At 71.5% G+C, this 12623-nt stretch carries 11 protein-coding genes; 4 read left to right on the forward strand and 7 right to left on the reverse strand.

Annotation, left to right across the window (positions count from 1 at the left end; genetic code table 11):
* Nucleotides 1-41 precede the first annotated feature (41 nt).
* On the reverse strand, nucleotides 42-356 hold the full coding sequence (locus ACZ52J_RS39535) for a hypothetical protein (protein ID WP_465625881.1): 315 nt from the start codon (nucleotides 354-356) through the stop codon (nucleotides 42-44).
* A 531-nt stretch (nucleotides 357-887) separates the two neighbouring features.
* Between ACZ52J_RS39535 and ACZ52J_RS39540 the strand changes: the two genes are divergently transcribed.
* The gene (locus tag ACZ52J_RS39540) at nucleotides 888-2120 is read left to right on the forward strand and encodes an IS110 family RNA-guided transposase (RefSeq protein WP_465625901.1); all 1233 of its coding nucleotides are present in this window, start codon (nucleotides 888-890) and stop codon (nucleotides 2118-2120) included.
* A gap of 3 nt (nucleotides 2121-2123) precedes the next feature.
* Here ACZ52J_RS39540 and ACZ52J_RS39545 read toward each other — a convergent pair whose 3' ends face one another.
* The 4 genes from ACZ52J_RS39545 to ACZ52J_RS39560 form a co-directional block, all read right to left on the reverse strand.
* Nucleotides 2124-2831, reverse strand: coding sequence for a hypothetical protein (locus ACZ52J_RS39545; protein WP_465625883.1), 708 nt, complete (start codon nucleotides 2829-2831; stop codon nucleotides 2124-2126).
* 262 nt (nucleotides 2832-3093) lie between these two features.
* Nucleotides 3094-3900, reverse strand: a complete 807-nt coding sequence (locus ACZ52J_RS39550; protein ID WP_465625903.1) for a replication-relaxation family protein — start codon at nucleotides 3898-3900, stop codon at nucleotides 3094-3096.
* A 631-nt stretch (nucleotides 3901-4531) separates the two neighbouring features.
* Entirely contained in the window at nucleotides 4532-6175 is a 1644-nt protein-coding gene (locus tag ACZ52J_RS39555; protein WP_465625885.1) for an Ig-like domain-containing protein, read from the reverse strand.
* A 247-nt stretch (nucleotides 6176-6422) separates the two neighbouring features.
* Nucleotides 6423-7598 carry a replication-relaxation family protein gene (locus ACZ52J_RS39560; RefSeq protein WP_465625887.1) on the reverse strand — a complete coding sequence of 392 codons (1176 nt, stop codon included), beginning with the start codon at nucleotides 7596-7598 and terminating at the stop codon, nucleotides 6423-6425.
* Nucleotides 7599-8245: 647 nt separating this feature from the next.
* Here ACZ52J_RS39560 and ACZ52J_RS39565 point away from each other — a divergent pair.
* A complete protein-coding gene (locus ACZ52J_RS39565; RefSeq protein WP_465625889.1) occupies nucleotides 8246-9169 on the forward strand; it encodes a hypothetical protein in 924 nt (307 codons plus the stop codon).
* Nucleotides 9170-9217: 48 nt separating this feature from the next.
* On the opposite strand, the gene ACZ52J_RS39570 is transcribed toward ACZ52J_RS39565, so the two are convergent.
* The gene (locus ACZ52J_RS39570; protein ID WP_465625891.1) at nucleotides 9218-10279 is read right to left on the reverse strand and encodes a terpene synthase family protein; all 1062 of its coding nucleotides are present in this window, start codon (nucleotides 10277-10279) and stop codon (nucleotides 9218-9220) included.
* A 154-nt stretch (nucleotides 10280-10433) separates the two neighbouring features.
* Nucleotides 10434-11411: a polyprenyl synthetase family protein gene (locus ACZ52J_RS39575; RefSeq protein WP_465625893.1), complete on the reverse strand. Its 978-nt coding sequence runs from the start codon at nucleotides 11409-11411 to the stop codon at nucleotides 10434-10436.
* Between the two features lie 491 nt (nucleotides 11412-11902).
* Here ACZ52J_RS39575 and ACZ52J_RS39580 point away from each other — a divergent pair, with 491 nt between their 5' ends.
* Both ACZ52J_RS39580 and ACZ52J_RS39585 read left to right on the forward strand, forming a co-directional pair.
* The gene (locus ACZ52J_RS39580; protein WP_465625895.1) at nucleotides 11903-12094 is read left to right on the forward strand and encodes a hypothetical protein; all 192 of its coding nucleotides are present in this window, start codon (nucleotides 11903-11905) and stop codon (nucleotides 12092-12094) included.
* Between the two features lie 88 nt (nucleotides 12095-12182).
* Nucleotides 12183-12623: hypothetical protein (locus ACZ52J_RS39585; protein ID WP_465625897.1), on the forward strand; the 441-nt coding region annotated here is incomplete at its 3' end.

The following is a 12623-nucleotide window of genomic DNA, read 5'->3' on the forward strand; positions in this document are numbered from 1 at the left end:
CTGGGTACCCGGACGTGGCCGTCGGGCCGCGCGCGTCCGCGCTACGCGGCCGAGGCGTCCGGCACGTCGTCGATGTGCATGAGCCGGCTGCAGGCGATGACCCGGTCCTCGCCGGACAGCTTGGCCCAGTACTCGTCAGCCCACACCACATGGGAGGCCCGCCGCTCGGCTTCCTCCAGCCGGGCGGACTCGGCCGGCTGCTCCTCGCTAAGCCCCCGCCGGGCCGCCTCCAGATCGCCGCCCCACAACGGCAGCGCGGCCAGGAAGGCACGGCGCTCGGCCTGCACAGCCACCAGCGCCCGCTGCGCCGCCTTCAGCCCGTCGGTGTACTCGAAGGTCTTCCGCTCTTTGCCCACGGCACGGAATCGTACGTGCGACCGGATCCGCACCCGGCCGCGCCCCGCCGATACCTAATTCGTTGTTAACAGCCAGTGGGAGCCAGGGGGGTTGCTACGGGTTGTTCGAGTGCCAGGGCCGTGACGCCTTCTCGCATCCAGGCCGCTGACGTCTCTGGGTAGACCGGCGGGCGGCCCTGGCACTCGGTGGTGGCCGTGTGGGCGCCGGACGGATGCCTTGCGGATACCGGGCGCATTGATGCCTCCATCAAGAGCGGTGGCGTCCGGCGCCTTCGCGGCCATCACCACGGTCAACACCGTCCGGTTGATCACTCGTTGGTGTTGGTGGTGCGAGCCCGCCTCGCGGTGACCTCTCGTTTCTCCCGAGCCGCAGAGCTCCCGAGGAGACCGGGGCCCGTGGGGTGAGCTGGTGCCACGAACGGCTAGTGAGGTGGCGGACCGGCCCGAGTGCCGAGTCCTGGAATTAGGTCGCTGCGTGGCCCGCATGTGCTCGTGACCAGCGCAAACACCTGCGCCAAGGGGAGGAAACACGTGATCTACTGCGGGATCGACTGGGCGGAGAAGACGCATGACGTCGCCCTGGTCGACGACACCGGCCAGCTGCTGGCCAAGCGCCACATCACCGACGACGCGGCCGGCTACAAGCTGCTGCTTGACCTGCTCACTGAGTACGGGGACAGCGAGGAAGCCCCGATCCCGGTCGCGATCGAGACCTCCCGCGGCCTGCTCGTCGCGGTGCTGCGGACCGGGCAGCGACAGGTCTTTGCGATCAACCCGATGGCCGCCGCCCGCTACCGCGACCGGCACGCCGTCTCCCGCAAGAAGTCCGACCCCGGCGACGCCCTGGTCCTGGCGAACATCTTGCGCACTGACATGCACGCCCACCGGCCCTTGCCCGACGACAGCGACCTGGCGCGCGCCATCACCGTCCTCGCCCGCGCCCAGCAGGACGCGGTCTGGAACCGGCAGCAGATCGCCAACCAACTCCGCTCCCTGCTGCGCGAGTACTACCCCGCAGCCCTGGAGGCCTTCGCCAAGTGGGACAACGGTCTGTGCCGCCCCGAGGCCCGCGAGCTGCTCAAGCTCGCCCCCACCCCAACCAAGGCCGCGCGCCTGACCCGCGCCCAGATCACCGCGGCCCTCAAACGAGCCCGCCGCAAGCGCGGCATCGAGCCGGAGGCCGAGCGGCTGCGCGAGGCGTTCCGCGTCGGCTGGGCCCGCCAACCCGAGCTGGTCGAGGACGCGCTCGGCAAGCAGATGCTCGCCTTGCTCGGCCAGCTCACGGCCGCCTGCACCGCTGCGGACGACCTCGCCCAGGCGGTGGAGAAGGCTTTCCCTCAGCACCCGGACGCTGAGATCATCCTCAGCTTCCCCGGCCTCGGCGTTCAGCTCGGTGCCCGGGTGCTGGCCGAGATCGGCGACGACCGCACACGCTTCGCCGACGCCCGCGGCCTCAAGGCCTACGCCGGGGCCTCACCCGTCACCCGTGCCTCCGGCAAGAAGTCCAGCATCACGCGCCGGTGGGTGAAGAACGACCGGCTCAACCACGCCGGCTACCTGTGGGCCTTCGCCGCCCTGACGGCCTCACCCGGCGCCAAGGCCCACTACCGGCGCCGCCGCGACGACGCCGGAGACTGGCACGCCGCCGCCCAGCGCAACCTGTTCAACCGCATGCTCGGTCAGCTTTACCACTGCCTCAAGGCCCGCTGCCTGTTCGACGAACAGGCGGCCTTCCCGGCCCCTCTGATCGCTGTCGCCGCCTGACGCTCAGATGCTCGGTTCCACGCCGAGACAGGCCTCCAGCTTGGTGCGTTGGCGCTCGGGCAGGTAGTCGCCGAGTGGGGTCTGCCGCGGGCTGTGCTCGCCGTCGCAGATCCAGCTCCGCTCGTCCGCGTCGAAGGACCACGACTGGGCACCCCACATCGGGTGGCCGCCGAGCAGACGCTGGGCCAGTGCCTCGCACCCCTCGGGGGCGTCTTGGGCGATCAGCGACTCGGTGACGGCGTCCACGGCCTCGGCAGGGACTGCGGAGTCGCCCAGCACCGGCAGGAGAAGCAGCAGTCGGGCATGCGGATCGGTCACACCGACCGCCCCGTCCGGGGCGTGGAGGATCGCGGCGAGCTCCGGCCAGCACAGGCCCGGACCCGTACGGTCCTGGTCCGTGCTGGCCAGGACCGCATCGGGGCCGTTCGGGTGGACCAGGAAGTAGTCCGTGCTCGTGTACTCCTCGCCGCTGTTGTAGTGCACGACGATCGAGAACCCGCCCTCCAGCGGGACTGTGAACATCGGCCAGGCCGACTTGTCGTGCAGGCGCTCCAGCATGGCGCCGGCATCAGCGGCGTCCACACCAAAGGCCTCCGGCAACATGTCCTCGCACAGGTCGACCAGGTGCGCGGCCCAGAACCCGGGCTTGTCCAGCAACGGAAGACCGTCCACAACGGGAGCCGAGGAGTACCAGTGCCGTGCCATCGCCATGCCGTGATTCTGGCGCACGAAGATCCGCTCTGTTCGACCGCCCCACGAGCTACCCGGACATCAACTTGACGGCTTGGCGCCGTGAGGTGTCTTGATGCCCGCCCCGGACAACGCGCCGGTACCTTGACGGCTCGGTCACGGCAAGATAACGCAGCAGGTCAGATTGTTGGTGAGAGCGGTCCGGATACCTTGATGCCCGTCCCGGGCGCCGGGACGGGCATCAAGGTGTCGGTGGCGGGTGCCGGTCAGGACTTGGTGTCGGTCAGTTCCACCAGGGGCCCGGCCCGGCTTCGAGGTCGGCGATCGACCACCACACGTCGGCGCCCGGGCCTTCGTCCTCGAGGTCCTCCAGCTTGGCGACCATGGCCGGGACGGTGCGCAGCATCTTGGCGACATAGCGGGTGCGGGCGATGAGTTCCAGGTCGTCGGCGCGGTGGGCGAAGCCGGCCTGGCCGGTGCCGGTGAGGACGAACAGCAGCCTGGGGAAGTGCACGTAGCGGCGTTCCCACAGCGGCACGCCGCCGCCCTGGGCCTCGGTGGTGCCCCGCACTCCGGTCGGCAGGGGCGCGGTGGCCCAGTAGCGGGCGTAGGCGTTCAGTTTGGCGGCCAGCCGGGGGCCGCCCATGGTGCCGCGGTCGACCTCGACGAACGCCAGGTTGGTGACCCGGGCGTCGTCCGTGCTCGTGCGGCTGTAGTAGAGCAGGCCGTCCGGGCGCACGGTGCCCTCGCGGCCCTCGGCGAAGCGGTGGGTGATCTCCGGGATGAAGTCGAACGGCCCGTAGGAGTCGCCCCGGCGGCGGGCGTCGGCGAGGAAGGTGAGGTGGGTTCGTACGACGGCGAGTTGGTGCCACAGCGTGTACTTGAAGGCGCTCTTGTCGCCGGGCGTCCTGGGGGCGGGGATGTCCGCCAGTTCGGGGAAGGCGCCGGCGATCCGGGCGCCGTGTTCGGTCAGGTACCAGCCCCTGGCCCGCCCGGACTGGGGCAGCACCAGTTCCTCGGCCAGGCCCTCCTCGCGCAGCCGCCGCAGGCGGGAGCGCATCTTCTCGATGCCCGCGTCCGGGGCGGTCAGCCGAGCGCAGCTGCTCGGCGGTGGCGATGCGGAACTGGAACAGGGCGGCGAGCACGGCCCAGGTGATCTCCACCTCCCGCGCCTCGCTGTCCGGCTCCGCGCCCGTCCGCGCCCTGGCCTTCGTCCTGGCGCCGTCGTTCTTCGTCATCGCAGGGGTGCCCTTCGGCTGGGCGCGGAGCCGGGTGCTCCGCGCGGTCGCGGAAGGGAACCCCGCGAACCTTGGTGGATCCCTTGGTGAACAGCCCCCTCCGCCGCAACGATCACGTAACGGCCTCCACCAACGTTGGTGCCGCGCACGGCCACCAACCTTGGTGGATTCCTTGATGGAGCGACCGGATCCCTTGATGGCGGCCCGAATGGCTATGTACGCGGGTTGTGCCGTCGTTTCGACATGAGATTGGGAGTCGCGCGTCTGCTCGAATAGGTGCTGTTCGCGAGAATGGGAGTCACCTGCGCTTCAGTCGGCGGCGTGCGGCTCGTGGTCCTTCTTCTATAACTCCGGCCCTCGCCGTCTGCGAAGCAGCTGGAGCGGCGCCGAGCGACGCGAGGAGCCCGCGCCGGCTGCGTGGAGTGCGGCAGCGGGCGCGGGCACTACGGGCTTACCCAGGGGCGAAATGCCCGGCCGTGTGGGTTACAGGGTGCTGCACTGGCCCGTGCGGGCGCCGGTGACGGTGTTGGGGTGGCCGTCGTTGGTGGGGGGCGGGGTGTTGCCCGAGCAGGCCAGGGAGCCGCCGATGGTGTTGCCTTCGATCTCGGGGCGGTTGTCTTCGGGGAAGGGGCCGGTGCCGGTGTTGCCGGTGACCAGCAGGGTTGCGCCGATGTGGTTGCCGATGGCCTCCAGGCCGCCGTTGTTGTTCGTCAGCTGGACCGACGACTGGATCTGGTTGGCGGCGCAGTGGTCGTCGCCGGGGTCGCCGATGACGACGAACCTGCTGGCTCCGTCGACGGCGAGGGAGCCGGTGACGGTGGTGCCGCACACCCCGACCAGGGTGGAGCCACGGGAGGCGACGCTGCCCTGGATGGTGGAGTTGCCGATGAACAGGGCGGTGCCCGCGCCGGCCGTGACGCTGCCGCGGACGGTGGCGTTGAGGATGCAGGTGCTCTCGCCGGTGGCGGCGACGCTGGCCACGGAGCCGGTGACGGTCCGGGTGCAGTTGACCGTCTGGGTGGCGCTTTCCGCGGCGGGGGCCGCGTAGGTGGCGTCGCCGCTGTACTGGGCGGTCAGGGTGTGGCCGCCGGGCAGCAGGTTCGACCAGGTCAGCCGGGCTTGGGCGCAGTGGTCGCCTCCGCCGGGGGACAGCGGGGCGGTGCCCAGGGTGGCGCCGCCGTCGGTGAAGGTGACGGTGCCGGTCGGGGTCGCGGTGGAACCGCTGGCAGGGCAGACGGTGTCGGTGAGCGTGACCGGGTGCCCGAAAAGCGACGGGTTCGGCGAGCTCGTGAGCATGGTCGTCACCGTGGCCCGGGTGTAGCTGATGGTGATACTCGCACCAGCGCTGGTCACCGCGGGGCCGGTGCCGCCCGGTGGAACCAGGGAGGAGCCGCCACCGCCACCGCCGGCGGCGGCCGTTCCGTTACGGGTGCCTCCGTTGCCGCCGCCGTAGAGACCGCCACCGCCTCCGCCGCCGACACTGGCGATAACGCTGTCGGTGCCGCTGCCACCGGTGCCCAGGTGGCCCGGGTTGCCGCCGGGGGTTCCGCCGGTACCGCCCATGGTCTGGGTGCCCGGCCCACCGCCGGTGCTCGCGGTCCCGCACGTGCCGTTGCCTCCGGCTTCCCCGGCATTGCCACCCGGGGTGCCCCCCGGGTCGCAAAAGGCGAACGAGCCGCCTCCGCCGCCGCCGGCCGCCACGATGAGCCGCGAGTCGGTGGTGGTGAGGGGAGTGCTGCGGGGCCGGGTGCGCACATCGGAGGCACCGCCACCGCCACCACCGGTCTGGTGGCTGGAGCCGCCCCCGTTGAACCCACCGGTACACCGCGTCGATCCGATGCAGCCGCCGCCGTTGGTGGGAGTGCCGCCGACCTCGACATACAACGTCTGGCCCACGCTCAATCCCGACAGTGTGCCGCTGACCTGGGCGCCCATCCCACCCGGGGTACCGCCGTCACCGGTGTCGTTGGGGGCACCGGCCGCGCCGATGGCGGACACCTGCACCGAGGACACCCCGCCGGGCACGGTGAAGGTCTGCTCGGCGGCGGTGAAAGCGAACGTACAGGTGGTGGTGTTACCGGAGGTCGTGCAGGTGCCCTGGGCATGAGCGGTCCCGGACAGCGCCACCGGGGCGATACCGGCGGCACAGAGCATGCCGGCCGCAACGGCCAGCGCACGTCCACGGCGGCCCGCCCAACCGGCACGGTACCCCCTCACGCCTGAGCCTGGCTGACCACCGGCAACCGACAGTGAGAAAGTCACGATCTACTCCCAGAAAGCGGAAAGGGGAATCTCCCGGCAGGGGATTGTCTTCCGCCACCCTGGATCAGACAGCCCAGCCCCCGGCCGGCAACCGATCCGACACACCACCGAATCACCCCGGCGGTCCCCCGCCCACCCGGCATGCGCGCAAGACCGGACCGCGAACCCGACCTCCGTCGCCCAGGACGTCACCAGGCCGGGCCCGGCAGGCGGGCGGTGCTGTCGAAACTCGTGAACATTCCGCCGCGGTCTCGGAAGCCTTGTGCCTCCCGAATCGGTGTCGAAGTGCTGCCCAAACTCGTGGACGAAGCCACCCGAAATACCTTGATGAAGCGGCCGGACACCTTGATGGCCGGGGCGGACACCTTGATGCCGCCCCGGCCCGGACCGCCCGCTGCGCCCTACAGCTCCCAGGCCCCGCACCGGGCCCGCTGGGGGCGGCGAGGGTGTGCCACACCGCCCCGCCGGGCCCGTGCCGTTCCAGGTCGTCCAGCCGGGCCGCCCCGGCCCGAACGGTCGTCAGCATCTGCTCCACCACCGGGTGCAGGCCGGCGAGGGCCTGGAGGTCGCGGATCCGGTGCTGGGCGGCTTGCTCGCCGGTGTCGGCCAGGACGAACAGCAGCCGGGGGAACCGCGTGTAGTGCTGCTGCCAGGCAGGCCCCACGCTCTGCGCGCCCGCCGTGCGCCGCAGATGCACCGGGACGGGGTGGTGCTCGTGGAAGCGGGCGTAGCCGATCAGCTTCGAGGCCAGCTTCTCGCTGCCCATGGTGCCGCGGTCGACCTCGACGAACGCCCGGTTGAGCGACCGGCGGGCCCCGCCCGTGGTGTAGTGCAGCAGGCCGTCGGGGATGACGGCGCCATCGCGGCCTTCGCCGTAGCGGTGGTAGACCTCCGGCAGGAAGTCCAGCGGCGCGCACTCGTCCCCCGCCTTGCGGGCGCAGGCCACAAAGGCGGCCTGGGTGCGGGTGACGGCCAGGATGTGCCCGACCCGCAGCCTGGCCTCCGTCTTGTCCTCCGGCAGTGGCGGGGAGGCAACGCCGCGCAGTTCCGGGAAGCGGGCGGCGATCCGCGCGCCCCGCTCCGTCAGGTACCAGACATGCAGGCGTCCGGCCTGCGGGAGGATGACGTCCCCGACCAGGCCCTCGTCCTTCAGCCGGCGAAGGCGCCGGCGCATCAGCTCCGGCTTGCTGTCGGGAGTGTGCAGGACGCGCAGCTGCTCGGCCGTGGCCATCCGGAACTGGTACAGCGCGGCCACGACCTGGTGGTCGATCTCGGGTGGCATCGCCATCACGGGCTCCTCACATCGGGTGCCCGCCGCCCCGGTGGCGGCGAGCACCGTATGGAAGCCCGCGGTTCTCCCCACATTTCTTTCCAAGACCGGCCCGTACAGTCACGATCCGACAACAGGTGCGCTAACCAGTGCGACAACCGGTGGTGAGAACCGGTGCACCAATCGGTCGCTGCCTCTCCCGCCCGCAGCGCCCGGATTCCGGGCGAATGCGCAGGTCAGATGCCGTGGTGAGTGGCCGTCAAGGGGAAACTCACCACCCCGACAACCCTCTCCTTCCCCTTCCTGTCCTTGGCTTTGTGGGTGGTGGTTGGCTGGTTGGGTGGGGCGGTGGCGTTGAGGGTTCGTGCGCCTGCGGCGGGCCTCTTCTTCTCTCGCGTCCGGCTGGTGCCGGCCGCTCGCGGGGGCGGGGCGGGCTGGGGCGCGGCGGCCCGGCGTTCCGGCCCGGCACCTGGCTGCGCAAGCAGGCCACTGCCCGCACCGACGGCAAGCTGACAGACCACCAGACCGCGCTCCTGGACGCACTCCACCGGCACGCCGAGACCGTCACAGGCTGACCCCGTCTCGCACCGACTCCCGCCGTCCCGGCCCACCTCGGGCCGGGACGGCCGCCCGTATCCGTTCCCGACTCCCGGAGGCACCGCGCGATGACCGACACCACCCGCCCCGACCCCGCTGCCGCACCCGCGCGGCTGGAGCTCTCCGCGCACCCCGTCAGGCCCGCGCCCGTCGAGCGGGACCTGGGCCGGGCAGTCCTCGACTCGCCATTGGTACGCGGCTCGATGTGGCTGCGCTGGACCGGCGACGACGGCATCCGCACCCTGCACCACGGCGCCGGACTGGCCCGCGGCTGGACGGAGCGCGATGTCGACGGCCTGGAGGGCTGGGTGGCCCTGGTCGACGGCCGGATCGTCCTCGGCGCGGGCCCGGACGGCCGCCCGCAGCCCGTTGTGCACGACGAGGCCTGGCAGGCCGGCGCGACGCTGCACACGGCCCTGGCCCAACACCCCGCCGTCCCCCACGACCACGACGACGACCAGGCCGACGAGGCCGGGCCCGACGACCAGGAGTACGGGCTGCTCGGCGACGTCCGCAGCCGGGTCCGCCGGCGGGCGGCCGGGACGAGCCTGCGCGCCATCACCCAGTCCCTCGCCGCCATCCAGGACCACGTGCGCACCGCCGACCGCTACGCCGACACCGGGGACGAGAAGGCCGCCCTCCCGGCCGCCACCGCCCGCGACGAATGGCAGCGCATCCACGACCACGTCGCCGCCACCGCCGCCCCGCTCTACGACCCGGACCAGGACAGCGAACTCCAACGCGCGCTACACGCCGAACACCACCGCCGCGACATCGCCGACCGTCACGCCGAAGCCGCCTACCAGGCCCACCGGACCACCGACGCGGCCCACCGCCGCCTCGCCGGCACCGCCGCCTCGCCGGCACCGCCGCCCAGCCCCTCTACACCGCCCTGGAGCGCGCCGGCCTCCACATCCTCACCGACGAGGATCACCAGGCCGTCCGCGAACTCACCCGCCACCTCGACCCCGCCACGCTGCGCCAGGTCATGAGCTGGCTGGAGCGCACCCGCACCGCGGCCCTCGCGCTGCGTGGTCGGGTTACGGCTTGAGGTGGTCCCACCACCAGGCGATGGTGGGGTAGGGCAGGGGCGTGGTGCTGGGGTCGCTGGGCTTGTCGACCAGGGTGACGGTGTGGGGGGAGTCGGGGAGCAGGTAGCGGGCGCATGTCATGGCGAAGGTGATGTTTCCGCTGGCCACGCGGTCGAGTCCGGTGAGGTAGCGGCGCAGGTCGTCGTCGTCTTCGGCGAGGAGGTTGTCGCGTAGCTGGAGGTAGAGGGTGAGCATGCGGTCGCGGATGGCGATGGCGTCGGTGACGGCCTGCTGGAAGGTGTGGTCGGGGTGGTCGTGGCGGATCGCGTCGAACAGGTTGTGCTTCTTGACCGCCAGGTCGCGCTCGCGCAGGTAGGAGTAGCGGTCGTTGTCCAGGCCGCTGGCGAGCATGCTGGCCTCGGCGGCCGCGCGGACAGCGGGACGGGCCCATTGCCGCTCGCTGAGCTCGATGCCCTCGGTCGCGTCGATGTAGGAGGCTGCGGCATACGCCCCGACCGAGCCGATCCGCATGGCCAGGTAGTCGTTGACGGACAGGGCGGTCCCCTGTTCGAGGAGGCTGGCTTCCCACGTCATCTGGTAGAGCCACTGGCACTGGCCTGCGGCGAAGCGCTCCCATTGGGTTGGGGTCATGAGACTGCGCAGGCGAAGGCAGACTTCTCGCAGGGCGATGTCTGCGGGGGCGGTGGCGTCCGGCCACGAGTGCGGTGAGTGGAAGGTGCGCTCCCAGCGGCCCACCGTGGCGATGAAGTCGCGTACCGGTCGGCCCGATCCGGAGAGCTCGTTGGGGATCCAGGCCCAGGCGTTGTAGTCGGCGATGGCCTGCCCGAGCTCCCCGGTCGCGTGCGGGAACACATGCGCGGTGAGTGTGGCGCCGGCCAGGGCGAGCATCGTGGTCTGCCCGGGGTCGCCCTCGCCGAGATCGAACCGCTGCGCCCAGGCCAGCGTGCGTTCTCGGATGCGCTCGGCGTCGGGGTTGATCTCCGCGGTGAGGGGGCTGTAGAAGGACAGGAGCTGGGCGATCATGCTGTCCGGTACATCGGGGTGGGTCACTGACTTCTCCTCACGGGCCTGTGTGGGCACGGTTCATGTCGGGTTCCTTGAACTGCGGGGAGGGGCCGTCCCGGCCCGCCGGGATGTCCGGCAGCGGGTGGGCGCGAGGGAGCGTGCCGGTCGGGTCGGTGGTGGGCGGGCGGCCTGTCCGCTGTCACGCGGACGGCAGTGGGGCCGCCCCGGCCGGGGAGCGGGTCAGGTGCGACAGGGCGTGGGTGTGGGCGGTGGCGGGGAGCTGGGAGATGGCGTGGCGGGCCAGCCGGGCGTGGTGGTCGGCCATCGCGTGGGCGGCCTTGAGAGCGCCGGTCCCCTCCAGCAGGGCGCGCATCCGGTGCAGTGCGGTCTGCGGGTCGGCTTCGTCGAGGAGGGTGTGGCGCAGGGCGGCGCGGCCGGCGGTATCGGCTTGCTGGTGGGCGATCAGGACGGGCAGGGTGGGGCAGCGGTTGCGCAGGTCGCTGTCGGTGGGCTTGCCCATCGCAGGGGCGGTGACCGACTTGTAGGGGAGGAGGTCGTCGCGGATCTGGAAGGCGATTCCGAGATGGTCGCCGAAGGTCCCGAGCAGGTGCGTGGCGTGGTCCTCGCCTCCGCCGAGGATGGAGCCGATGCGGCAGGCGGCCTCGAACAGGGCGGCTGTCTTGCCGCGGGCCATCGTCAGGTAGTCGTCGACGGAGCGGTTCAGGTCGCCTCTCATCGTCAGTTCCTCGAAGGCGCCCCGGCAGATCGCGCTCCCGGCTCCCGCCTGTACCGCCATGGCACGCTCGACGCGGTCGGCGGGCACTCCCCGGCGGGCGCATTCGGCGAGCGCCGCGAACCACGCGAAGTACAGGGCGTTGCCGGCGATGATGGCCTGTGCGGGCCCGAACGCGGCGTGGACCGCTTTCCGGCCGCGCCGCTCGCCGTCGCGGTCGATGATGTCGTCGTGCATCAGGCTGCCGACGTGGGCACCCTCGATCCCGGCCGCGGCCGGCAGCACGGCGCCAAGGTCCCCGCCCACCGCCAGCGCCGCATGCACCACCAATAAGGGCCGTAAGAGCTTGCCGGTCGGGATCACCGCGTACCGGTGCACCGCGTCCAATCCCGTCACACCGTCCGGCCACAGGCGATCGAACTCCGCTTCCAGCAGACTGACCATCGTGGCTGGCTCCCCCGAGACGCCGGCGGCCCGGCCGCCGGCAGGCCGCCCCGGTATCTGTACGTCCCCCTGGCTTGGCACTTCGGTCACGCACACCCCCTCTATCAGCAGCTTGTATGAACGTTCCAGCGTGCTGGGCCAACACCACCAGACCCACCGCCGCGAGGGAACGGCTCACAGCCGCATCATCGGACCACGGCCTCCGCCCACCGCACGGGTCTCGTGCTCCCACACCATTCCTTCCAGCGGTTTCGGGCACAGACCCGCCCATCACCCCGGAAGCGCTCGACGGACCCTGTAGGTGTCAAGAGCCACGTCCGCGCTGGTCAGTTGACGTGTGGGCGCTGTGGTGAGGCCGGCCGGTCGAGTGACAGTGGAGGTCTCGCTCGGTGATTGCCAGCTGGCTCCGGCCGGCTCCAGGATGGTCCGGTGTTGCTGCGACTGCCCTACCTGGCCTTGACAAGTGTGTTCACCTTGGTACGGCTCCGCCGATGAGCGACCGCGACAAGGACGCCGAGATCCTGGCGCTACGCCACCAACTGACCTTGCTACAGCGGCAGACCGACAAACCGAAGTTCACTTGGCCCGACCGCGCGCTGCTCGCCGCACTCCTGCACCACCTCCCCCGAGTGCAGCTTCGGCAACTCCGGCTGATCGTCTCCCCCGACACGCTGCTGCGCTGACACCGCGACCTGCTGCGCCGCCGCCACGCCAGAGCCTCCCGCCCCAAGCACCCGGGGCGTCCGCGCACCGTGCGCTCCGTCCGACCACGTGGACTGGCCGGTGGCGCAGCGGTGCGAGGAACTCTTCGGCCTGGTCCTCGCCGGGCGCCTGGACCAGACGGTGCCCGTGACGGCGTGCGACCCGCTGGCGCTGCTCGTGCTGGGCCAGGCGTACGGGCCCGAGTGCGCAGTCGCCTTGGCAGTGGAGCACTGGCTCGCCCTGCACATCCACGCCGACCCGGACCTGAGGGACCGGCTCGCCTGGGGCGCGGCGTACACCATGGACCGCGTGGACCAGCAGACTGATTCGCTGCTCACCCAGCCGCCGTTCGCCCGGCCCCTCGGCGCGAGGTTGGCGATGTGGCGAGCGGGGTGGTGGTGTGCGGTCAGGGGCGGGCCTAGGCCCAATGCCGGTGACTTTGTGGTCTGTGTGTCGTTGGTTGTGGTGTGGCGAGGGTGGGGCAGGTCAAGTCGTGTGCGGGTGAGCGGT

The sequence above is a fragment of the Kitasatospora sp. NPDC034035 genome (assembly GCF_055575755.1).